18 protein-coding genes are annotated in these 23,969 nt (G+C 37.6%); 4 read left to right on the top strand and 14 right to left on the bottom strand.

Annotated elements, in window-relative coordinates:
• Positions 1 to 12 precede the first annotated feature (12 nt).
• Together ACFOOI_RS15225 and ACFOOI_RS15220 are read right to left on the bottom strand one after the other, a co-directional pair.
• A complete protein-coding gene (locus ACFOOI_RS15225; RefSeq protein ID WP_379838871.1) occupies positions 13 to 855 on the bottom strand; it encodes an FKBP-type peptidyl-prolyl cis-trans isomerase in 843 nt (280 codons plus the stop codon).
• Positions 856 to 886: 31 nt separating this feature from the next.
• On the bottom strand, positions 887 to 1,933 hold the full coding sequence (locus ACFOOI_RS15220) for a DHH family phosphoesterase (protein ID WP_379838870.1): 1,047 nt from the start codon (positions 1,931 to 1,933) through the stop codon (positions 887 to 889).
• Positions 1,934 to 2,205: 272 nt separating this feature from the next.
• On the opposite strand from ACFOOI_RS15220, the gene ACFOOI_RS15215 reads away from it, so the two are divergent.
• A complete protein-coding gene (locus ACFOOI_RS15215; RefSeq protein ID WP_379838869.1) occupies positions 2,206 to 2,625 on the top strand; it encodes a nucleoside-diphosphate kinase in 420 nt (139 codons plus the stop codon).
• 70 nt (positions 2,626 to 2,695) lie between these two features.
• Positions 2,696 to 4,213, top strand: coding sequence for a trehalase family glycosidase (locus ACFOOI_RS15210; RefSeq protein ID WP_379838868.1), 1,518 nt, complete (start codon positions 2,696 to 2,698; stop codon positions 4,211 to 4,213).
• Between the two features lie 34 nt (positions 4,214 to 4,247).
• Here ACFOOI_RS15210 and ACFOOI_RS15205 read toward each other — a convergent pair whose 3' ends face one another.
• The 10 genes from ACFOOI_RS15205 to ACFOOI_RS15160 all read right to left on the bottom strand — a co-directional run bounded on the left by ACFOOI_RS15205 (position 4,248) and on the right by ACFOOI_RS15160 (position 16,899).
• Positions 4,248 to 4,889 carry a LolA family protein gene (locus ACFOOI_RS15205; RefSeq protein ID WP_379838867.1) on the bottom strand — a complete coding sequence of 214 codons (642 nt, stop codon included), beginning with the start codon at positions 4,887 to 4,889 and terminating at the stop codon, positions 4,248 to 4,250.
• A gap of 71 nt (positions 4,890 to 4,960) precedes the next feature.
• Positions 4,961 to 7,408 carry an FtsK/SpoIIIE family DNA translocase gene (locus ACFOOI_RS15200; RefSeq protein ID WP_379838866.1) on the bottom strand — a complete coding sequence of 816 codons (2,448 nt, stop codon included), beginning with the start codon at positions 7,406 to 7,408 and terminating at the stop codon, positions 4,961 to 4,963.
• 246 nt (positions 7,409 to 7,654) lie between these two features.
• Complete coding sequence (locus ACFOOI_RS15195) at positions 7,655 to 8,230, bottom strand: hypothetical protein (RefSeq protein ID WP_379838865.1); 576 nt, start codon at positions 8,228 to 8,230, stop codon at positions 7,655 to 7,657.
• A gap of 28 nt (positions 8,231 to 8,258) precedes the next feature.
• Positions 8,259 to 9,488 (bottom strand): cation:proton antiporter, encoded by a 1,230-nt coding sequence (locus ACFOOI_RS15190; RefSeq protein ID WP_379838864.1) that lies wholly within the window; start codon positions 9,486 to 9,488, stop codon positions 8,259 to 8,261.
• Positions 9,489 to 9,649: 161 nt separating this feature from the next.
• Complete coding sequence (locus ACFOOI_RS15185; protein ID WP_379838863.1) at positions 9,650 to 10,009, bottom strand: hypothetical protein; 360 nt, start codon at positions 10,007 to 10,009, stop codon at positions 9,650 to 9,652.
• 447 nt (positions 10,010 to 10,456) lie between these two features.
• On the bottom strand, positions 10,457 to 11,779 hold the full coding sequence (locus tag ACFOOI_RS15180) for a NarK family nitrate/nitrite MFS transporter (RefSeq protein ID WP_379838862.1): 1,323 nt from the start codon (positions 11,777 to 11,779) through the stop codon (positions 10,457 to 10,459).
• Positions 11,780 to 12,202: 423 nt separating this feature from the next.
• Entirely contained in the window at positions 12,203 to 13,066 is an 864-nt protein-coding gene (locus ACFOOI_RS15175; RefSeq protein WP_379838861.1) for an ABC transporter ATP-binding protein, read from the bottom strand.
• Positions 13,067 to 13,202: 136 nt separating this feature from the next.
• Positions 13,203 to 13,994 (bottom strand): nitrate ABC transporter permease, encoded by a 792-nt coding sequence (gene ntrB, locus ACFOOI_RS15170; RefSeq protein WP_379838860.1) that lies wholly within the window; start codon positions 13,992 to 13,994, stop codon positions 13,203 to 13,205.
• A 58-nt stretch (positions 13,995 to 14,052) separates the two neighbouring features.
• Positions 14,053 to 15,261 carry a CmpA/NrtA family ABC transporter substrate-binding protein gene (locus ACFOOI_RS15165; RefSeq protein WP_379838859.1) on the bottom strand — a complete coding sequence of 403 codons (1,209 nt, stop codon included), beginning with the start codon at positions 15,259 to 15,261 and terminating at the stop codon, positions 14,053 to 14,055.
• Positions 15,262 to 15,348: 87 nt separating this feature from the next.
• The gene (locus ACFOOI_RS15160) at positions 15,349 to 16,899 is read right to left on the bottom strand and encodes an alginate export family protein (RefSeq protein WP_379838857.1); all 1,551 of its coding nucleotides are present in this window, start codon (positions 16,897 to 16,899) and stop codon (positions 15,349 to 15,351) included.
• An 805-nt stretch (positions 16,900 to 17,704) separates the two neighbouring features.
• On the opposite strand from ACFOOI_RS15160, the gene ACFOOI_RS15155 reads away from it, so the two are divergent.
• Positions 17,705 to 18,355 carry a hypothetical protein gene (locus ACFOOI_RS15155; protein WP_379838856.1) on the top strand — a complete coding sequence of 217 codons (651 nt, stop codon included), beginning with the start codon at positions 17,705 to 17,707 and terminating at the stop codon, positions 18,353 to 18,355.
• A gap of 19 nt (positions 18,356 to 18,374) precedes the next feature.
• Here the strand turns inward: ACFOOI_RS15155 and ACFOOI_RS15150 are convergent, their stop codons facing one another.
• Together ACFOOI_RS15150 and ACFOOI_RS15145 are read right to left on the bottom strand one after the other, a co-directional pair.
• Positions 18,375 to 19,511: a hypothetical protein gene (locus ACFOOI_RS15150; RefSeq protein WP_379838855.1), complete on the bottom strand. Its 1,137-nt coding sequence runs from the start codon at positions 19,509 to 19,511 to the stop codon at positions 18,375 to 18,377.
• 177 nt (positions 19,512 to 19,688) lie between these two features.
• Positions 19,689 to 21,389 (bottom strand): hypothetical protein, encoded by a 1,701-nt coding sequence (locus ACFOOI_RS15145; protein WP_379838854.1) that lies wholly within the window; start codon positions 21,387 to 21,389, stop codon positions 19,689 to 19,691.
• Positions 21,390 to 22,049: 660 nt separating this feature from the next.
• Between ACFOOI_RS15145 and ACFOOI_RS15140 the strand changes: the two genes are divergently transcribed.
• Complete coding sequence (locus tag ACFOOI_RS15140; RefSeq protein ID WP_379838852.1) at positions 22,050 to 23,636, top strand: hypothetical protein; 1,587 nt, start codon at positions 22,050 to 22,052, stop codon at positions 23,634 to 23,636.
• The last annotated feature ends 333 nt before the right edge of the window (positions 23,637 to 23,969 follow it).

Below are 23,969 nucleotides of genomic sequence, written 5' to 3'. Positions count from 1 at the left end.
ATTTCTAAGATCTTACTTCTTTACAGAAACAAGCTCAATATCAAATACCAATGGCGTATTTGGAGGAATAACGCCCCCCGCTCCTTGCTCTCCGTAAGCCAATGTAGAAGGAATCACGAACGTTCTTTTACTTCCTGGCTTCATCATCATAAGGGCTTTGTCCCAACCTGGAATAACATAACCCATGCCTACAGGGAAAGAAAATGGCTGACCTAATTCTGATTTGTCAAACTCTTTTCCATCCAAAAACTTACCAACGTATGATACTACTACGGTATCACCCTTAACTGGCGTTGCCCCGTTGCCCGCAGTTTTTTCAGAATAATATAAACCTTCTGGAGTTTTCACTGCACCTTTGAGGCTTTTGTTTACATAGTCTTCTATGTATTTTCCTTCGTTTGCTTTTTTATCAGCTATTTCTTTTTGAAATTCTTCCTGCGTTTGAACCTTTCTCATTTTAACAGTAAATTTCAAATCTGTTCCTTTCGAAATTCCTGGAGGAAACGGTTGGTTCATCATTGTAAACAAAGAATCTGCACTTACTAATACTGTTGTGCTGTCTCCTTCGCCAATATGAGCCAATCCACTTTCAAAAGATCCTTTAAACTGTCCTTTTTGTAAAGGCATCATCAAAGGCTGTCCGTCTTTATAACTGTCTTTTAACACTGAGTCAGTTGACGATTTAATTACCATATCAAAGGTCAAAAAGTCTCCTTCTTTTGCAGTTTTACCTGACTTGCCTTTTTCATGTATTATAAGTCTATCTCCTTCCTCGGTGGTGGTGATTTTAAATTTATCGCACGATGTAAGTCCACCTAGGATTAATAGTGCCAAAAAGCTACTCGATAGTTTCATTTGTTTTTATTTAGGTATGATTAAAAATTTGTTATTTTGGTTGTAACAATAATTGGTTTTTATAATAAGGGAGCAAATTTAGGAATTTTTCCACCGTTTCTTCTAAACTTTGTTTAGACCTTCCTCCGGCAGCGTTTTTATGACCTCCACCTTCAAAGTGCTCACGAGAGAAATCAGAAACTGAAAAATCATCAACCGAACGGAATGAAATCTTGATTAAGCCGTCTTTTTCTATAAAAATAGCAGACATAACCACTCCTGCCATCGATAATCCGTAGTTTACTATTCCTTCGGTATCGCCTGTTTTTGAGTTAAACTTTTGCAGTTCTTTTTGAGAAAGTTTGATATAACAAACTCTAAACTCCGGCAAATACACTAATTTTTTATTTAGAATATATCCCAAAAACTTAAGTCTGTCTAAAGTATTGTTATCAAAAAGACTTCTATGAATTTGGTTAGGCACTACACCTTTGGCTAAAAGTAACCCGGCAATACGGTGTACTTCTGGCGACGTCGCTTCGTATTTAAACGAACCCGTATCGGTCAAAAGACCTGTATAAAGACATATAGCACTCTCTTGATTTATCTGTTCTACGTCTCCTATTTTATCAATAAACTGATACACAAGCTCACATGTAGAAGAGGCTTTTTCGTTCCAAAAAATATAATCTGCGAAGTCTTCAGGTTGCTCATGATGGTCAATCACGATTTTTTTTGCGGGCGAAGCCAAAAGTGAATCTTTCATGTCTTTGATTCGAGCTGCCGCTGAAAAATCTAAACAGAAAAACAAATCCGCTTCTGCCATCAGCTTTTCGGCATATTCTTTTTGATCAGACTCATATACCACAACATCAGACACACCCGGCATCCATCCCAAAAAATCGGCGTAGTCTGTTGGACTAATAAATGCCACTGAATCAAAATGGAGGGTTTTAAGGTATGCATACAAACCAAGACCACTACCAAATGCGTCACCATCTGGATTTTGGTGCGAAGTAATGACTACTTTTCGGGCATTCTTAAAATCTGATTGGAAATCTGCTAACTCTTGAGGACTATCGCTAAAATATTTTACCATGTATTGTATTATTCGACTGCAATTTACGAACCTATTTCGGTATTGTTTTTTAAAATTCTCCAATTTTTGAACATAAATGAGTTTATTCAAGTATAGTATATCAGAAGGCTATATTTTCAAAATGTTGATTTGAATAATCAAATCCTTAATGCGAATTGCTTTGATTCATATAAAAAGTACATCTAAAGGCCAAATGTTTATTTTTGAGTCTTTTTTTAAACTTAGAATTTAATCCCTAATTTTGGGCAACAAAAAACCAACAAAACAAACAAATGGCAAATAATAGAACATATACTATGGTTAAGCCCCACGCAGTGGCTGACAATCAAGTAGGTGGAATCGTGAAAATGATAGAAGAAGGTGGTTTCAGAATAGTAGCGATGAAAAAAACGCAACTAACTGCAGCTCAAGCTGGAAAGTTTTACGAAGTTCATGCAGGAAGACCTTTTTATGGTGAGCTTTGCGAAATGATGTCTGCAGGTCCAATAGTAGCAATGATTTTAGAAAAAGACAATGCAGTAGCAGACTTCCGAACTTTGATAGGTTCAACTGACCCTGCTGAAGCAGCTGACGGAACAATCAGAAAGGCTTTTGCAAAATCTAAAGGTGAAAACGCCGTTCACGGATCAGACTCAGATGAAAACGCTGAAATCGAAAGTTCGTTTTTCTTTAGTGGCTTAGAAAGATATTAATCTTTTCGTTAATTCATATTATTTGGCATCGTTCCTAAACAGGAATGGTGCCTTGTTTTTTTATACTCTTATGAAAAATATTCTGGTATTGTTTCTAGCCATAGGCCTAGTTTCTTGTGGCGATTCTGTTCGAAAAAAAGAATACAAGTCTCCGGACGAAGTATATGGCGAACTGTTTGAGAAAAGCGTAGTGGCACTCACAGAATTCGACTCAAAACAGATTGCAGATGCCATTCCGAAGGGAAAACCAGAAGATATCATAGAAAAATATAAGATAGATAGCAAAGAGCCCAATTTTGATATCGCTGCCTTTTTTAAGGCCAACTTCACTATCCCAAGCTATTCGGAAAACCAAATTGCAGGAAAAAGCATAGCAAAATACATAGAAAACTATTGGGACTCAAACCAACGAAAACCCCATGACGACGGAAGCGGGCTTATTCCTACTCGTCTACCCTATTTAGTGTCTGGTGGAAAATTTGAAGAATACGAATATCAAAGTATGTATTTTTCAATTTGTGGCCTAATGGCAGCTCAAAAAGACTCTATGGCCATGGGCTTAATGTTAAACTCCATACAGTTTATTCAAGATTTTGATAAAGTACCTGCTGGTAATAGAAGTTACATGCTTTCTAGGTCTAGTCAGCCGTTTTTGTCTTTGAGTTTAGAAAAAATATTTAAAAATGACCCGGAAGGTCTATTAAAATATCTTACAAACCTTACAAAAGAATACCAATATTGGATGTCTTCTGAAAATAAAGAAGAAGCACTCGCTCAAACTGAAGCAAAAAAAACGAGCTCAGCATTTAAAAAAGTGGTGTTTTTAGAAAATGACAACATCCTAAACCGATACAACGACTCTACAAATAGACCAAGGCCTGAGGCATATACCACAGACAAAAAATGGGCTGCCGCAAACAAAACCACCTTTCAAGACATAAGAGCGAGTGATGAAGCCAATTGGACGTTTTCAAACCGTTGGAGAGGGACTTCGGGCTTTACGCCGACTCAAATACTTCCTGTTGACTTAAATGCTTTGCTATATCACTACGAAACCACGCTTGCCAAAGCCTATGACCTCAAAGGCGAGCCAAACTATGCCAATAGTTTTAAAGCTCTCGCAGCTAAACGAAAAGAAGTTTTTAATAAAACATTCTGGAATGAGGAAAAAGGCTATTTCTTTGATTATGACTTTAAAACCAAAACCCAATTAAACAAGATGACGTTGGCGGGTATTTATCCCCTAATAACAGGTTTAGCATCTACCGCACAGGCAGAAAGAGTTGCTCAAAACATTGAGAAGTATTTTCTTAAACCGGGCGGGCTGTCAAACATCGCTGATGAAGAAACAGGATCAGCGGGCCTTCAAATGATAGCGATTCAAGGACTAGAAAAATATGGCTTCAAAGAATTAGCAGGTAAAATAAAAGCTCGTTGGTTAGCAAACAACACGCAATACTTTGTAAAAACAAACAAAATTGAGGAGCACCAACTCGTTTCAAATAACGGAACGCAGGTAGACGCAGAGATATACAAAAATGGTAGAAAAGAAAAAGCAGCTGGTGTATTAATGTATTTGTTACATTAAACCAGCTGCTTCTAGCAATACTATATCGGGAAGCTTATCTAAGGTCTACTACCTCTACTCCCGGGTATTTTTTCTTGTCAAAGTTAAACGTAGCATCACTTGCGGCTACATTCGGAATGAATTTGTCAATTCTGAAAACCGTTCTTTTTCCAGACTTATCCCAAACTTTCCAAGTTTTTATGCTTTTGTCTCTTTTATTGACTGTAATCTGAATTTTAGCCACATTGGCTTTTGTAGTAGTGGGCGAAAGCTCTACAATTTCGTATGTTTGGCTACCAATTTTTTTCTCTTCTTTAAAGGCATATCTGTACCCTTTTTTGTAAATGGTATAGATTTTTGTTGGAGAAAAATCGTTTTCGTCATTGGTGTTTAATTCTGAAATATTTACCTCGTTTGTTTCTTTTACAAACGTATACAGTTCTTTTCCGTTGTTAAATATCTCTTGACCGGCAGTTTTTAACTTAAACTTATTGCCTTTCACTATTACATTTCCTGTGAAAACATTGGTAAGTTTAGCGTTTGCTCCTTCTACTCCATAAGTAAAATTTGCATTAAATGTTTTGAGCGATTTGTATTTCGCACTCATGGCATCTAATATCTGCTCGGCTTTTTTGTCTTGTGCTGAAGCTCCAAAAAATAATGAAACTTGAATAATCGTTAATAATAAATACTTCATGTATAAGTTCTTTTTCTTAGTTAGACGTTTTGAAACCAATAAAGGTTTAAAACTAAATACGTAATGAAATGTTAATTCCGTTGCAAATTTCGCAAAATTTCCTCTAAATGTTCCAAATCTTTAACCAAAACTTCACGAGCCTTGCTTCCTTCAAACGGCCCAACGATGTTAGCACCCTCTAATTGATCAATGATTCTACCTGCTCTGTTATAGCCCAATTTCATTTTTCTTTGAATCAATGACGTACTTCCTTGTTGATGAATAACTAACAGTCTTGCAGCCTCATCAAATAATGGATCTAAATCTTTCGGATCAAAATCTAAAGAATCGGGTTCATCATCTCCAAAAAACTCAGGTAGTAAATAGGCAGAACCAAATGCTCGCTGCTCGCCAATAAACTCACAAATACTCTCTACTTCTGGGGTATCTACAAACGGACACTGAAGTCGAATCATTTCTGAACCTGTAGATAATAACATATCTCCATTGCCCACAAGCTGCTCAGCACCGCCTGTGTCCATAATTGTTCTCGAATCTACTTTAGCGGTTACTTTAAACGAAAGCCTCGCAGGGAAGTTGGCTTTGATAAGACCAGTGATGACATTGACCGAAGGTCGTTGCGTTGCTACTATTAAGTGAATACCAATGGCCCTCGCAAGCTGTGCAAGCCTCGCAATTGGCTGCTCCACTTCTTTTCCGGCAGTCATCATTAAGTCCGCAAGCTCATCTATTACCAATACTATGTAAGGCAAAAACTTGTGGCCTTTTTCGGGATTAAGCTTTCTTTTGACAAACTTGGCGTTATATTCTTTAATGTTTCTTACGCCTGCATCTTTCAATAAATTGTACCTGTTGTCCATTTCGATACATAGCGAGTTTAAGGTATTTATCACCTTTTTTGTATCTGTAATAATGGCCTCTTCAGCATTTGGAAGCATGGCCAAAAAGTGTCTTTCTATTTTATTGAAAAGCGTAAGTTCCACTTTTTTGGGATCCACCAATACAAACTTAACTTCGGCAGGGTGTTTTCTATAAAGTAATGAAGCCAAAATAACATTAAGTCCCACAGATTTACCTTGACCAGTAGCACCCGCCATCAGTAAGTGGGGCATTTTGGCTAAATCCGCTATGTATATTTCGTTTGAAATAGTTTTCCCTAATACAATCGGCAACTCGTAGTTTGACTTCTGAAATTTGTCTGACGCCAACACCGATTTTATAGAAACCATTTCACGGTTTTTATTCGGCACCTCTATACCTATAGTTCCCTTTCCTGGCATTGGAGCTATGATACGAATACCAAGAGCGGCCAAGTTTAGTGCAATGTCATCTTCTAAATTTTTGATTTTAGAAATCCTAACACCAGCCTCGGGTACTATTTCATATAAGGTTACGGTTGGCCCAATGGCCGCTTTTATAGACGAAATACCAATAGCGAAATTATTGATGGTCTCTACAATCTTATTTTTGTTAAGCTCAAGTTCTTCGTCGCTAACTTTCGGACCCGAGTTACTGTATTCCTGCAGCAATGAAAGCGGCGGATATTGGTAACTAGCCAAGTCAAGTTTAGGGTCATACTCGCCATATTGTTCCAAAACAGAATTTGAGTCTTCGTCTTCAACCGGACTAACAAATTTGGTTTCCGACATTTCAAGTTTTAGCTCTTCCTTAGGCTCCTCGGGTTTTTCTACCGTAAATGACACTCCGCCAGTAAATGGTTTTTTAGGTAAGCTACTTGGCTCAAAACTCTCCTCATCTTCTTTTTGAGCGGGCTTAGCTGCCGCTTTTGGTGTAGGTTTTATTTCAAACTCTTCTTCTTCACTTTCTTCCTGCTCTTCTTCACCAAAGTTTATCTTACTTTTAGTTCTTTTTGGAAAATACTTAGACAAAACGTAATCGTCTATTTTGGTTAAACCATGAAAAAATACCAACCAAACAAATAGAAAAAGTAAAATCAACAAGATGCTTCCAAAACCAAAAAGCTTATACAAAAAGCTGTTTGTACTGAAGCCAATGTTTCCAGAAAGGAGATGGGTTTTTAATTCGAAAATATAAACAAAGTACCCGAAAAATATAGAAATGAAAAATATATAAAAGACAGTGCCTATTGAAAAACGAGTAAGGTTCATTCTAAAAAGGTCCTCTTTAAATAGCAACCTGAAACCCGATAAAAACAAAATTGGGATGATCAAAAAAGCAGAAACACCAAACCAAATGAAGATAAACCAATGGGCGATATTGGCCCCCAAAAGTCCCAAAACATTGGAAGCACTCTTTCGGTCTTTATTAATTACGTCTGCTATTTGCTGCTGGATAATGTCTTGATCAGACGAACCCGTGAACAAATATGACACAAAAGCGATTAATAAAAATACTGATATGAGAATTAACAAAACACCAAAAATGAGAGGAAACTGGCCTTCTTTGGGCAAATATCCTTCTTTTTTAGCCTTCGGGCTAGCTACAGCCTTTTCAGTAGCCGGACTCGACTTCTTTTTTTTTCTAAATGAATTAGACATCTTAAACGTGAATTATGGGAAAGCAAATGGTAATACAAAACTAAAAAAATTATAACGAAACCATTGCCTCTTTCTGTTTCTTTTTGGTACATGACCTAAAGATATAAATCCAAATATACCATAACAGAAAAAATTATGCCCATTACGCTGCTTAAACAAAGCCCCAGATAGACATAATTTTTTCTTATAAACAATACTTACTTTTGACGAAAGCAAAAACAAAATTTTCTGCTTTCTATCTATTTTTTAAACTCCTTTTTTAACCATATCAAGGATAGAACCCAGCTGTTTTTTCAAAGCCGGCTCTGCCGCTTTTGCTGCCAATCCGCCTTTTTCTAGATTGCCAACGCCACCCAAAGCACCTTTTATCAACGAACCCATCTGGTCTCCGCCGCCGCCACCTAAGGCAGACATTCCCATTTGCATAAGGCCGAGGTTAGACTTAAGTCCAGCCGCTTTACCTACTAGACTTCCACCACCGAGCATACCGCTGATTCTATTTGCTCCCAAAAGAAGCTTAATAGTACTCACCAGTTTCTGAAGGGCATTTTGCTTTACAAGGCCTTTGCTAGCCAAGGGAATCATACTTTTTAAACCACCCAAAGAGCTCGTTAATTTATCTTTAAAATCGCCTTTTGATTCTTTCGTTTCTTTTTCAAGAGCTACGGCAGACAGGTTCAGTGTTTTCTCTAACCCAGCCTTATCTCCACTTTTTTGTAAACTAAGTGCTTGATCTAACAGGCCCTCTATTTCCATAGCGTTAGCAGATGAAGCTACATTAATGCAGAATAAAGTGAGGATAAATAATACTAATTTTTTCATTTTTTTTGCGTTTGTGTTATTTTAGAAATTAATTTAATCTTTTTGCTACTTTTCCTACGGTCATACCTTGCACCAATATTGAAAAACATACAATCACATAGGTTATAGTCACCCAAATCTCGCGGTTCATTTCGGGACTGATAGAAAGTGCCAATGCTATGGATATTCCGCCACGAAGGCCACCCCAGGTCAAAAGCAAAAGCGTGCCTTGTGTCAATTTTTCCTTTAACCTGATAGCAAGCGAAGGTATATAAACAGATATGTAACGAATTATCAAAACCACGAAAATCAGTATCACCGAAACCATGAGAACCGTCTTTGATGTCTGAATAATTAAAAGCTCAAGGCCTATCAATACAAATAAGATAGCATTTAATATTTCGTCAACCAACTCCCAAAACTTGTCCACATAGTTGGCCGTAATGTCAGACATCCCCAGGCTTTTTGCCTTGTTTCCAGTAATAAGTCCTGCAATCACCATAGCCAAAGGACCCGAGATATGTAAATAATGAGCAAAAGTATAACCACCCATTACAGTTGCCAAGGTTATCAATACCTCTACTTGGTAGTTATCTATACTCGCAATAAGTTTATACGCTATATATCCAATCGCTAAACCGAAAACTATACCTCCAACAGCTTCTTTAAAAAACAATGTGGCTATGCTACCCGCATCGAAAACGGCACCTGGCTTTGCAAGTTGAAATATGGTTATAAAAACCACTACCGCTACTCCATCATTAAACAGCGACTCGCCGGCTATCTTGGTCTCAAGAGACTTAGAAACGCCTGCACTTTTTAATATACTCAAAACCGCAATTGGGTCCGTTGGAGAAATTAATGCTCCAAAAAGCAAAGCCTGAATGAGAGAAACCTCAATTCCGAAGCTATTTAATAGTCCATATGAAATGTAGCCAACAGCAAATGTGCTAATCAACACACTAATGGTAGAAAACAGCAAAATGGCCAAACGCTCATTGCTAAGATCTTTAAATTTTATGTGTATCGCTCCTGCAAAGAGCATAAAACTCAGCATCCCTTCTAACAAGAGGTCCGAAAAATTTATAGAACTCAGGTGAGCCGTTAGGTCGTCTTTTATTACTGGAAAAAAATATCCAACAACGATAATAATCATTGAAAATACCAAAGAAACCAACATGAGTCCGATAGCAGCTGGCAACTTCAAAAAACGAAAATTAATGTATGCGAAGCCTGCGGATAGCACGATAAGTACAGATAAAATATGAAAAAGTTCCATAGGTGGGTTTTTAAAAAAAATGAGGAATAAGAACTATACAAATATAGGTTTTTAATACAGTTCAAAAAGCTTTTGAAATTATCTTTAAAACAAAAACTCCTCAATAGAAATTTTCTAATGAGGAATCCTAGACTCTAAAAAGAATCGCAAGCCAAAGGGCTTTATATTTTTACTATCTCAGCCAATTCAAATCGGCCGCTCTCTAATATGTCTTTCGCAAATTTGATGTGACCCGATGGTGCCATCAAAAACAATTTACCGTCTTTTACTTTCGCCATTTCGTGAAACAACGTCAACTCAGAAACCGTCCTTCTAAGGTTATCTGCCTTCAATACTACCTGAAAATAATGTGTTTTTCCGCTTTCTGTTTTCACAGTCATATCGGGATTAAACATTACATTATCTCCTTGGCGTTCAAACTGAATTGGCTTCTCGTAACCTTCAATATCAGCCTTAATGTTTGAAAAACCTTTTTTCATAGCCCAGGCAATAGTTTTCTCGATATGTTTTGTCTTGTTCATAAAAATTTGGAAGGAAAAGCCCCTCGGATATATAGGTAAGCGAAGGTACGATAATTGATATTTTTCGAAGGTAGGCATTTTTTTGAAAAATCACAAAAAAACCACGAAAAAGCAAAGAAATTTTAACAAAAAAAAGAAAAATCTAATAAATTTTTGATTTATTTCTTCAAAACACCCAAATCACAAATGGGGATTTTGAATAAAGAAAATACACTAACAAAATGGCTTTTTTTACGAAATTTTAAGATATCAAAATGCCATATTTACCTAAAAACACAAAAACCACCGCAAAATTTACGGTGGTTTTAAACTGACCTATTTTCAAAAATTACTTTTCATTTGGGGCGTTTTAACACGCTATCCGCTATATCTTTTATATTTCGGCCAAGCCAGAAATACAAAAGGATGCCGCTTCTATCGTTAACGCAATAAACTTTGCAGGCCCTTTTAAATCACGGCCTCTTTAAGCTTAGTTTCTGCTATTTCATTTTTAAGAAAACCGTTAAAAAAGCCTTTCACCTCAAACTTAGTTATGGCGATTACTAAGCCTACTCCAATTGCGAAAAATCCAATGTATTGAAATGCCTCGCCATAGCTTATGTTTTCAGACTTAAACAGAAAACCCATTGCCATGCCTCCAATATTTCCTCCCGCTCCTACTATTCCGGCTACAAGGCCTACGTTTTTAGAATTAATGAAAGGTGTAAGAGCATAGTTGGCACCATTTGCCATTTTAAGAAACAAAGCAAAAAACAACATGCTACTGATAGCAAACACCAAAGAGGATGAATTTGCAAACCAAACTAAGCCCAAGCCCTCTACTACAAGAAATATTGCCAACAACCACCCCTTGCCTGAAAGGCCTTTTTTCTTGCCTATTTTATCTGCAAAAATACCACCAAGTGCCCGAGCGAATATATTCATAAACCCAAATAGCCCTGCCAGGAAACCCGCGTTTTTTTGATCCACCCCGAAATTGTCTACAAAGTGTAAGGCAGCCACATTGTCAAACGTAATTTCCATACCGAAACTAAGTGCATACGCCATAGCCAATGCCCAAACTCTCCAGTCAGTTAATACCTCTTTGAGGTTTGGCTTCTCTTTTATTTTTATTTCTCTATTTATATCTTCGAAGTTTCCCGCTGGTGTATCGGTTGTAAATTTGTAATATAAAAATGCACAAAGTAGCAACAAGGTACCTGGGACTATCATTGCTAATCTCCACGCTTCTGAGTTTGTGTATCCAAAGCCTACTATAACTGCAAATATAACAGGCATCACCATGTTGGTGATTCCACCACCGAGGTTTCCCCAGCCTCCAGTAATAGCGTTTGCAGTACCTTTTATATTTGGAGCAAACATAACCGAGGTGTGATATTGGGTAATAACAAACGATGCCCCTATGACACCGATTGCCAGCCTAAAAAGTAAGAACGTTTCGTAGGTATGAGACAAACCAACCAAGAACACTGGAATAGAACAAACCAACAATAAAGTAGTGTAAGTTTTGCGAGGTCCCCAGGTATCACAAAGTCTCCCAATTAATAAACGAGCGATAATGGTAGCTGACACAGCAGCAATGATTGTATTTCCAATTTGACCTTTGGTTAATCCTAGGTCTTCGCGGATAGTTGGCATAAGCGGTGCTATACCAAACCAGCCAAAGAAACACATAAAAAATGTTAACCAAGTGATGTGAAAAGTCCTCATTTGAACGGTAGATAAATCAAACATTTTGATTTTTTCTAAAGGCTTTGCATTGTTGTTCATACTAGTGATATTTTGAGTATTGTTTTTTAAACGAATAACTTAAATAAACTTTAATAAGGCTATAAATAAGCATTTTCAAAATTTAATACTCAAAAATAAAATTAAGTATTAATACTCAAAAATAAATGGCTATTAATTTAAGTATTTTTGGCAATTTTCCGCCCCAATTATAAATCTTTCTTTAGATTGTTATATTTCTAATACCGACGTGAACTTCTGGGTATTATTTCAAATCACATTTCCTGAGAAATTGACAAAAAGAGAAGACGTATTTGTGAATATGAAAATCACATTTCCAATAAAAAGATCCATGGAGACAGATGGAGAAAACAAGGAGAAAGAGAATTGTCGAAACAAAAAGTCAGTGTGGAAATAGATTTTAAATTAAAAGAACCTCCCCAAACTCAAAGAGGAGATTCTCCTTTATTTTTCAAACATTACGCCTTCGTCTTCTATCGAAAGGTTTTTAACCAATAATCCCAAAAGTTTGTCGTGAACGGCCATGTAAGCTGGCAAATGCACAATCTCTTTTTTGTTTCTTGGTCTTGGTAAGTTTATGTCTACAATTTCGCGGATGGTTGCTTCTGGCCCGTCGTTCATTACCACTACCCTATCCGATAAGAAAATGGCCTCTTCTATGTCGTGCGTTACCATCACGATGGTTTGTTGCCTTTTGTTTAGGTTCCATATTTTGAGCAACTCTACGTGCATCGAGCTTTTGGTGAGAGCATCTAATGCTCCAAAAGGCTCATCGAGTAAAAGCACCGAAGGGTTAATGGCAAATGCACGGGCTATGGCTGTTCGCTGCTTCATACCGCCGGATAACTGACTCGGCAGCTTGTCTTTGTGTTGCGAGAGGTTCACCATCTGTAGGTTGTATTCTACTATTTGGTGTTTTTCTTCTTTGGTTTTGTTTTTCAAAACTGAATCTACGGCTTCGTACACATTTTTGTAGACGCTCATCCAAGGCAAAAGCGAATAGTTCTGAAACACTATGCCACGGTCTGGCCCTGGTCCTTTAACGGTTTTGCTATTTACGGTTACGGAGCCTTGCGTGGGAGTTACCATGCCACTTATGGAGTTCATTAGCGTGGATTTACCACAGCCTGAGTGGCCAATGATGCTTACTATTTCTCCTTGGCCAACTTTTAAATTTATGTCTTTTACGGCCGTAAATACGGTTTTATTATTGGTTTTAAAAGAAATGGTTACGTTGTTTACTTCTATACACGGAGCAAAAACCTTCTCTTTTTCTAATGCGATCTCTTTTTCTAATGTAGCGTTCATATTATGTAAAAATTTAGAAACCTATACTTAATTTATCCATTTTGCGTGAGGGATAGGCGTGAAAAGCCCACAGCTGGCGTAGCCGCGAGGACTTGCAACAGATAGCCCGACCCGATAGGGACACGCCCTATAAAAATCACTTTTTGTTTTCGTAGGCAAAGTAATTTTGAAGACCGCTAAAAAACTTATCGAGCAAGAGCCCCACAAACCCAATGATAAGAATGGCCGAGAGGATTTTTTCAAGGCTAAGACCATTCCAAGAATCCCACACAAAAAAGCCGATTCCGACACCGCCCGAGAGCATTTCACCAGCCACGATGACCATCCAGGCTACACCGATAGCCAAACGCAAACCTGTAATAATATGAGGCAAAGCGAATGGAATGAGGATTTTGGTGATGTATTTCCATTTAGAAAAGCCGAATGCTTTACCTACGTTTTTGTGGTCGCCTGGAATACTCGAAACTCCGAATGCGGTGTTAATAAGCGTGGGCCAAAGCGAAGTAATGGCGATGATAAAAACGGTAGCACCCTCAGAGGCCTTGAATGCCAAAAGCCCCAATGGAAACCAAGCTAGCGGTGAAACTGGACGTAAAACCTGAACAAGTGGGTTAAGCAAATTCATGGTGAACTTGGAGCCACCCATGAGCATACCCAAAGGAATGGCGATCAAACTACCCATGCCGAAGCCAATCATGACACGTTTGATAGAACTCCAAAGCTGAATACCGATGCCTTTGTCGTTTGGACCGTAGTCATAAAACGGATCGCTGAGCATTTCTAAGAAAACCACCCACGTGGCTGCCGGACCGGGGATTTCGCCTTTGGTAAAAACCGAAACTAAGCTCCAGAGGATTAACAAAATGACCATGCTTCCAAGAAAATAAGCAAAGGAGATTAGTGTTTTTAAAGAAAAAATATTTTTCATGATTACCAGACTTAATGGTGAAAAACGGGAAGAAGGATTGGCCTCCCTCCCTAAAGAATTATTTTTTTGTCGTACTCAAATATGCTGCAGGGTTATTTGGGTCAAAAGCAACGTCTAAGTTGGTTTTAAAACCTTTCATGTCTGCCTGAACAGGCACCCCAGTTTCTTTGGCTACTTCTGCCCATAGGTCATCGAGGATTAGTTTTTCGGCGATGTCTTTATAGTTTGGTGCCGACTTTAGCATTCCAAATCTTACGTATTGAGCCAAAAACCAGATTGCATGGGCTTTAAGCGGGGTATTTACCACGCCGTTATTATAAAAACGCATGTTGTTTTCGCCGTATTTTTGAGCACCTAGGTCGCAACCTAAGTCATAAGAACCCAAAATTCTGCTTTCGATAGCTGCGATTGGAGCGTTTACGTAGTAAGGTTTAGTTAGCCAAGTGGTCGCTTTTTTACGATTTGCAGGGCTTGCGTCTAACCATTTACACGCTTCTACAATGGCTTTCATTACGTTTTTAAGATCTGCTTTGTTTGTAGTCGCAAATTCTGAGTTTACTACCAAAGCTTTTTCTGGGTGATTTTTCCAAATGTCTTGAGAGGTTATCTCGGTAAAACCTACGTTTTGGGCAGCCGCTACACTATTCCAAGGCTCTCCTACGCTGAAGCCCTCCATGTTATCCACTTTCATGTTGGCTACCATTTGTGGTGGTGGAATGGTGATTATACCTACAGATTTTTGGTTTACTCCTGCTGCTGCAAGCCAGTTTCTAAGCCAAATGTCGTGCGTTCCTCCGGGAAAAGTCATGGCAAATGTCACTTCTTTTCTCTTTTTAAGTGCGGCTACTGCGGCAGCTACTTTGTTGGTTTCTTTAAAACCCACTTCACCACAAAAGTCTTTAGAAAGCGTGATGGCTTGTCCGTTGTTTGAAAGTACCATCGCTATTTTCATTTGAGAACCCGCTTTGCCTCCGATGCCCGTATACACCGAAAGTGGCATAGAAAATAAACAGTGGGCACCCGAAAGCTCACCATTAAGAACTTTGTCGCGGATGTTTGCCCACGACGCTTCTTTTGAAAGCTCAACGTTGACGCCGTATTTTTTGAACAAGCCCAACTCTTTGGCTACCACCAATGGAGCACAGTCGGTTAGTGGAATAAAGCCTAGCTTAATTACACCCCCAGCAGATGAAGGTGAAAACGCTGAAGTTATGGTAACTAACGCCAAAAGCATAGCTACTGATAAAGATTTTATTGCTCTTTTCATTTTAATGTTTTTTTAGAAAGTATACTGATTTTAGAACCCCCCAATAGTGAAAAATAGGTCTACACTGGGAGTGAAAACACTTGGTAATTATTGTTTGATAGCGACCGGCTTAGTATAGAAGAAGTCAGGACGAATATTAAGCATTAGGTAGGCCCAATTGCCTGTTTTCTTGGTTTTGTCCATGGTGTTAGACTTTACATATTCCAAAGAGTTGCTGCCTTTCATTATCGAATAGCCTAGCTCTAAGGTTGTAAATTTATTCATGGCAACTTGACCTACAAGGTCTATCTCGCTACCCAATTTTGAGTTTAGAAGCTTGCTGGCACCGTCAAGTTTATTAATGGTTGGTGCGGCTAAGCTGAAGTAGTGACCGTCAGCTGTGAAAGTAAATATTTTGTTAACATATTTTAGTTTTAGATATGCATCTTTTAATCCTCCTGCTGGAGAACCTGTGCCTACGTAGAAATAATCCATGTAGCCCCAATGCTTATGTGGCGTACCATAAAGCGGGTCAAATTTTGAAGTTTGGCCTGCTACCACTTTTTGTCCGTTGTTTCCTGTCAATACTTCGTAACCCGGGCCAAAGGACCACTTGCCTTTTTGCATAGTAGCGAACGCTCCATAGTGATACGCGTTTTTGATGCTAAGGCCGTCGCGGTCTTTGCCTGACTGTGCATAAAACCATGCCTGAGTAGAAACTTTCCCGAAAAACGAAGAGGCGTTTCCGAATTGGTTGTTGGCCATTAAGCCGTAAGTCATGCGTGAGTTTACCCCAGCTTGGTTGTATCTGCGACCGTATACGTACCCTTGGGTGGCATTTCCTAAACTGTCTGATACGTATTTTGAGAAATCATCTTTAAAAAACAACGCTGACAATTTGGTTTGCTTAAACTTTCGGGTCAAGTAGGCCATTTGAAAAGACTTAAACTGTTGGTTTTGTCCGTTTGTACTTAAAGGCGTAGCCAATACCAAAGCCCCGTTTTTGCCTGCCGTAGGAATAAAACCTGCGGGAATAGCCAAGGTTACGTTTTTGTTTGAAAGTGCCGTAGTGGGTGCATTTCCTGCTGTGTAATAGGTGCCGTTTACACCGAAACCATCTGAGTTTTGGTTAAAACCACCACCGAAGTCTAACAGCCAGCCCATGTGCTGAGCTTTAAATATGGCGGCGTCAAACCTTCTGGCTTGCTGTAACCAATCGAGGTTACCCAAAAGACGGACGTCGTCATAAACGAGCTCTTGTCTTCCTATTTTGAGTGAAAGGTTTTGTATAGGCCTAAATTTGATGGTTGTGTCTACCGAATTGGCCAAGATTAACTCGGCGTTGGCTTCATGCACCATCAATCTGCTACCGTCAGCGTTGCTTATCGAAGAGGCGTCTTGCCCCCAGACTCTGACGTCTTGAACAGAAGTTGTGAAAATAACACGATCCCATTTGTAGCCGAAAGTCAAACGCGTACGCTGTGAGGTAAAGGCGGCGGTTTTGGCACCGATTGGAGCTAAATTGCCTAGCCCATCTCTAACTTCGGTACGTGTGCGAATCTGACCTACTAAGCTCATTTGTGCCGAAGCGGCAGTTTTTATAAAATAAATAAGTATAAATAACCAGATTTTCTTTGAAAATAATTGTTTCTTTCTCATTGGAATAAACTTAATAAAATAAAACTTTTAATGACTGTTTTAGAAACCCTCTAAACACCAGTTTTACACATACACAAATAAGAAGAAACACTGGTTTTTAAAAACCGTTTTTAGGTCAGCAGTTTGTTATTTGAAAATAATTAATTTTCTTTACACCCTGCCTATATGTTTCAACACAGAAGGCAAACCCCAAGGCCGTCGGCGGTACTCCAATACCCCTTCGGCCGTTTTTTTCGGCTCTTGTATGCATCCAAGAGTACCAGGTGCTCCACCACCCTTTATCTATTTTTCTTAATCTTTTGTTACCTAATTACAGCCTTCTGGCTTTTTAGTTTCTCTTGATTATCAAATTGATGATTCGAAATTATAACTAAGTATAAGTACTCAAATTTTTTTGAGTATTATTTTACATATTCTCATAAAAGTTCTTTTATAGTTTTAATAAAAAATTAAAAAATTTATATTTCTAAAAATAAAACAAAAAACATTAAATTTTTACGCACTCATTAGAGAAACTAATTTTTTCAATATTTTCATATTTGTCTACACCTTTGGCCATTTTATAAACTCATTTTCAGTATTCATTCATTTTTAAATTGAATATTGAAGATATTTTAAACTACTATTTTTCATTTCACGAAAATAGACAACTATCTACTTTAAATAAGAACCTTTAAATAATACAATACTTAAACATTTTAAGTTAAATACTTATATCAATGAAGACCTTAGTGTCAAAAGAATAAAAAGAGGCAGTTTTGAAAATGTGGCTTTCCTACCTTATATCTTTATTAATAAATACATTATGATGAAATACCTACTTTTGACTTTTTTGGGATTTACGCTTTGGGGCTGTGGCACAAAAGCAAAAAAAGAAACGCATGTGACTTTACAGGTTGCTGAAATGAAAATTGATTCTATAGCACTTGAGTCTATTTTTTTAGACAGCAGTCTAACTAAAATTTCAAGTCTCGAAGCGAGCTCGCTTTGGGGATTCTTACCTGATACAAGTGAATATTTTGAGCTTTTAAATAGCTTTAGAAGGTTAGATTCATTAAAAAGTGCGGGAAAGTATGAAAACTATATTTCAAGCCTCGATATCGGTATGTATAAAGACATAACAGGCATTTTATTAAAAGACATTTCTGTGTCTGAAGCCAAAACACTTAGGGTGTGGGGGATAAACTATAGCAGCTATGAGGCTTGTCCGTACTTTGATGGCAAAGTGTTATTTATTAGTACCATTGAAAATAACAAAACGACAGCCTGCGTACCATTTGCATATATTAAAACCTCGGCAGACGCTCCTTTTTACGAAAACTTCAGTACAAGTTCTACATTAAAGCCAAATGGAAAGGTGCTTATAAATGAAACCCATGAGGCTGGCGGAATAGACGAAAAAGATAAAGCATACATTGAAAAACGGAATGCCAAAATCGAGTATTCTGTTTTTTAATTAATGAAAGAGTATTTTGCTAAACCCTCCTTTTTCCTTTTTGGAAAATATATCTATAGTTCACAAAAACACCATTTGATATATAGGTTCCAGTATTGGTGACGCCATCACGAAGCTTATTGAGGGTTAGTCTGTTGCTTAGCGAAACTTGGCTATTATTTATGGTTTTAGTAACCCCAAAACCGAAATGAGCCCCAAAGCCGATTGAATTGGTATTAAAGAATAGTTCTTTTTTATCCCCGTAAAAATCGTTTATCTGACTATTTAACTTATAATTAAAAGCAATCTGCGGACCCAAATCAACAAACAGATTCAGCTTTTTGGCTTTAAAATTAAACTTAAAGTCTATCGGTACATTGATTGAACTGTTTGAAAAACTTAGGGTGTCATTTTGGGTATATCCTACGTTTACTATTACGAGCTCATGCTTCGCCTTGTATGAATAATGATTTACGCCAATCTCTACGGCTATTTTTTCATTTGGTTTTACCTGAAAAGCCAAGCCAAACTGAGGCCTTAGGTCTTTTTGTAGATATAAAATTGGTTTATTATAAAAGGTATACGTAATTAAGTAATCGTATTTAACAAACTGAACTTGTGGTCCCAAATCAAAGCCAATGGACAACTCTGGCTTGTTTTTGAACTGCTTATTTTCAGAAGGTGAATAGGAAATCTTATTATACTTTTTCACTAAATCAGAAATCTCGTTCTCGCTTATTGGGTTGACTTTGCTGTTGATTAACTGAATCAGACTAAAGTCTTTTGTAGGCAAAATTTTGTTTTTAATATACGCTTTTACTTCTCCTGGCTCAATGAACTCAAAAGTTTCTTTTTCTTTAAACACATACGTTACGTTTTCTCCTTTGGTTATTTTAAAAAAACTTAGTGGCCCATTAAAAATATTTTGAGCTAAATAATACATGTCTTCTTTTTCTATAACCTTATAAAAGACCTTAGGTGAAGTTATAACTTTAATGTTTTCAACCTTAAACTCCTTGCTGGCGTTTTTAGACATTACTAAAACATTCTGATTGCCTAATAATGTGATTTGACCCTTATATTCGGTGTTGTTTTTGTCAGTAAGTGTTCCTTCAAATGGCTTTTGAGCAAATAGACTCACAGAGATAAATAAGAAAAATAGAATTTGTTTTTTCATTTCGGCAGCAGTTGCATGCTTTTATTTAATGTAAAATTATTATTATTTCGCCCAATACTCAGGCTGAATATTGGGCGAATATTTTTTTTGCAAATATAAGGCAAAACAACTTGTGACTTAAAATTTAATTATCAACAAAAAGTCAGTATCGTTTGACTAAAACTTAATGCCAAAACCTCAATATTTCCAACTACTGACATCAGCCTCTGCTGGTGCTTTCATTTCTTTTACCCACTTGGGTATAAACATGCGGTGGTACCGTAGCCGGCTAATATAGTTTGGTTGTGTATGGTCGCCATTCCAGCAGTGTTCGGCCCTGTCGCCATAGTCTACTTCGCCATCGTAGGTTGGGCCAGTCAAGTTTTTGAGCTCTTCCTCTGCCAAATAAACGGCATTGTTTAGGTAATAATTATCCATATCACCACAGTAAATCCTGATTTTTCCTTGCCACTTTGGGCCATTTACTGGCCAGTCTCTCTTCAGAATGTACGTGAGGTCATAATTTTCTTTCCAATATTTGGCCACATTGTGATCTATTACACCCGTTTTTTTATCCCATATTCGCATCGGGTAGCCGTCTTTGCCCACTGGCGAATACACAGCCTCCCAAATGTCGTACTGCTGTCCGCTTCGGGTTTTGGTGCCCAATACTAACTCATGGAGATTCCCGTCTTGTACCGTTGTAGAAATCTGTCCCAAATAATCGCGATGAGCCGGTTTTAAGGTTTTCTTGTAGTCACTTTCGTAGAAATACGCATTTTTATCTTCGTAGATATTTACAGTTGTAAACGCCCTGAAGTCTATCGGGTCCGGACAAGCCGCAAAGCACCCGTTGTATTCATCTGGATATTTGACCTGAACCGCCAAAGCTTCCCAACCTCCTGTAGAACCGCCGTAGGTAAACCTCGCCCAGCCTTCGCCTATGCCTCTAAATTGCTTTTCGATGTATGGAATTAGCTCATACGTCAGGGCATCGCCATACGGGCCGATATTCTCCGAATTAACGGCATATGAGTCGTCATAGTATGGGCACGGATGTTGAATTTCGATAGCCAGCACTCTTGGGAAGGTTGGTCCCGTCCACATTTTATAGAAATCGTAGGCTTCTTGTTGTACTATTTTGGCGTAGCCATTTATCTTAAAACGCTCATTATAGGTATCGGGCAGGTTTTCATCTGGCGGAGTGGTTCTGAAGCCATCAAAATCGCTCGGAAAATGCCCGTGAAAAATAGCCAACGGGTATTTAACATCCGGGTGTTCATCAAACCCTTCGGGCAGCAAGACGTGTGCCCCCACATACATTGGCCTTCCCCAAAACTCCGTCAAGAGTTTACTTTGAATTTTTATGTGCTTAATGTATTTCGTGTCTTTCGGCTCTTCAATAGGCGGAATCGTCTGATTCAAAACCACCTTTACTAAACTTTTGACTTTCTGATTAATCGTGATTTTTATCGGCTTTGAATAAATATTGCCCGGTGCCAAGTTCCATTGCTGCCCTTCACCTCTATCCATGGGCAACTTCACCACGTGCCCATCTTTCCTTTTAAAGATTTCATATTTATGCAATAAAACCTGCACATAATAGTCGCCCGAAGGTACATCGGCAAGGCTTTGAATAGGGAAGCCTAAACTATTGGTACTGTTTATCAACATTGATTTTGCGGCTGCGTGATTGTCCAAATCTAGCCCAAAAACCATTTGAGTGTCATGCCCTTCGTTGATCTGCATTCGGGGCTCGCTTTTGTTATTGTTTGAAATTAATAGCAGAAGCCTCCCGTCTAATGTTTTCTCACTTGAAGGAAAACTAACTTCAACGCTTACTTGAGCAAATGAAGCAAAATGAATGAATAGTAAGGATAAAAATAAAAGAGTTCTCATATAGCTTTGTTTAGTAAACTAAATCTACAAATTTCATTTCAAAAAAATAAAAAAATGTTGGTGATAGACACTCGAGATTAATTTGTGAATTGAAAAATATTTTTTACGTTGTTTCTATTTAAGGAATAAAGTTCACGTTTGTTTCACGCATACTATAGTGTTGATAAAAGGCCCAGTTCTACGCAGGTTAAGCCTTCGTAGGTATGTAAAGCGGTTTTTACCCGCAGAAAGTGCGATATAGAAATTAAAAGACTATTTAAAGCAATTTAGGGAAATATAGAAAAACAGTATAAAAAGGGGGAGGCGAGATTCACAAACGATTCAAGTTACAACGACTCAAAGCCAAACCAAAATCATACCTTCCCCGCTAAACGAAAATCCTATCACCAAATCAAGCCCATCTTGTCAAATCGAGCGGAGACGCTTGTCAAATCGAGCGGAGACGAGATTCACAAGCGACTAAAATAACAACCGCTCTCGGCTCAGGTCGAGCAGACATATTGTTCTTTCCTTTCCACTTTGTGTATAATACAAAAACATTACTATTTCGGATTTCGATATTAGACTTAGTGAATTGAAAAATCGTCTTACCTACTACTATCAGAATGCCAACTTGCTGAGCCAAAAGTTTTACGTATTTTTGAGCATTCCAACGCTAAGATGATCAAACTCACTTTTTTAAAGGCCAATAAGAATCCGTTCACTGTGGCATTGCTTTTGGCTACAATCGGGGTGTACTTTATGTACTCCTATGCAAATTATGACTTGGCCCCATCGCAAGACGATGTTTTATTGAAAACCGCCCTATTTTTAAAACTACCCAATCCATCGTTCGAAAACCTCCTATACCCCAGCCTAATGCGGCTTACTTATTATTTCAGCGAAAACAACATCAGCCTTCTTTTCAACTTCTATTTTATTATTTCAAGCATCGTTTTCATTACCTTTTTTTATTATTTACGCTTTTGTAAAATAGGGTTTGTTCTAAGTTATTTTTTAGCCATCGGCTTTTTGTTTTCTAGTTTCCAAATAAGCCTTTCTCCTAGAATCACCCTTCTAAATTTGATTTTTGGTTTTATATTTTTAAGTATAATTACATTAAAATCAGAAAGTTATATTAAATGGGCCTATATAGCCGTATGTTTGTTGCTTTGTAACTATGTGAGTGTAACCGAATTTTTATACTTCTTTTTACTTGCATTTGGAATCTGTTGTTACAAAATCCTGTCGCACAAATCATTGAGCACTATCAGTAAAATCAAACCCATTGCTCTAATACTTGCCATTTTTGGAATTTTAGCTTATTTGGGTGGCGGAACCCAAAATCAGTCGGCATTTGTGTTTGAGTTTAAATACCATTTTCTTGATAATTGGAAATATTGGACTGGCGAAGATTATGACTTTCAAGACGAACTAAGGGAGTTTGATCGAATCTATGGTAAATCAAATAGCCTATATGAGTTTGCAACCGTAAATCCACAATTGTTTTTTAAACACATCAAAATAAATTTATACAACTACCTGATTACGGTATTTAAAATTGTAAAATCTTGCTTCTATAACCCTTTCGCTTCTATACTGGGACTAAACACCCGCTATATATTCTTACTTATATTGGCTTTTTTTGTGGTGAAGTTAGACGCAAAGGCCTCTTACAACAAACTAAAAGCCCAATTGTATTTTAATAAATCGAATTTGGGCTTCGTCGAAATGTTTTCTTTGCCAGGCTTTGTAATCGCCATAATAGTGTATCCCAGAAACCATTTCACGCTTTTAGATTTACCTATCTATTTTTTAGTTGTCGCTATTCTTCTACAGTCTATCGTTTTGAAGTCCAACAAAATAGAAAACTGGATAAAAGGGGCAATCTTTTTGATTTTTATAGGTGGAATTGCTACCCAAAAACCAACTATTGCACCCGGCAGCAACCTCGAGTCGTATTTGTACATAAAAAATGCCTCCAAGAAAAAGCACATTGAAGTGCTATCAAACGACATATTTGGATATTACTTTTTTGAAGGAAATTGTACCCTACATGGTTTTGATGGAAATAAAGAAGACTTGACAGAAGCTTTAAATACGAAAAAATATGACATTCTATACCTAACGGCACTCGATTTAGAGATTCCACGCATTAGGGAGTTTTTGAAAAACAAAAATGCTCCCCAGGGTTATGTGAAAATCACAAAATTTGAATCGGTCAGAAGGAATGTATTTGTAAAAAAAGAATCTCTTCATTTATTTTAAATAGCGACTTTTATTGAAATATACCGACTTATTCAATGGGCTTGGCTAGTTTTCATTTTAAATCGTAAAAATGTCTGACTTCAACAATAAAATTGACATAATCGCAATAAATATAATCGTACAAAGTCCGTACCGTTAAACCTCAAGTTTTAGTGGCATGTATTTAGCCTCAAATTTTCATCTATAAAATCCTTAAAGATGTTTACCATTTATTGATTTCATCAAAAAACAATAAAGTAGAAATTCGTTCTTCAGCCTTTTTATATCTAACAGAAATATACTTTTAGAAAAGCAAGAAACTAAACGGTAAAGGTTTAATCCCACACGATATAG

This window comes from Lacihabitans lacunae (assembly GCF_042649125.1).
In the GTDB taxonomy this organism is placed as follows: Bacteria; Bacteroidota; Bacteroidia; order Cytophagales; family Spirosomataceae; genus Leadbetterella; species Leadbetterella lacunae.
The sequence above is the reverse complement of the archived record's forward strand: the minus strand, read 5'-3'. Positions and strand labels throughout refer to the sequence as shown.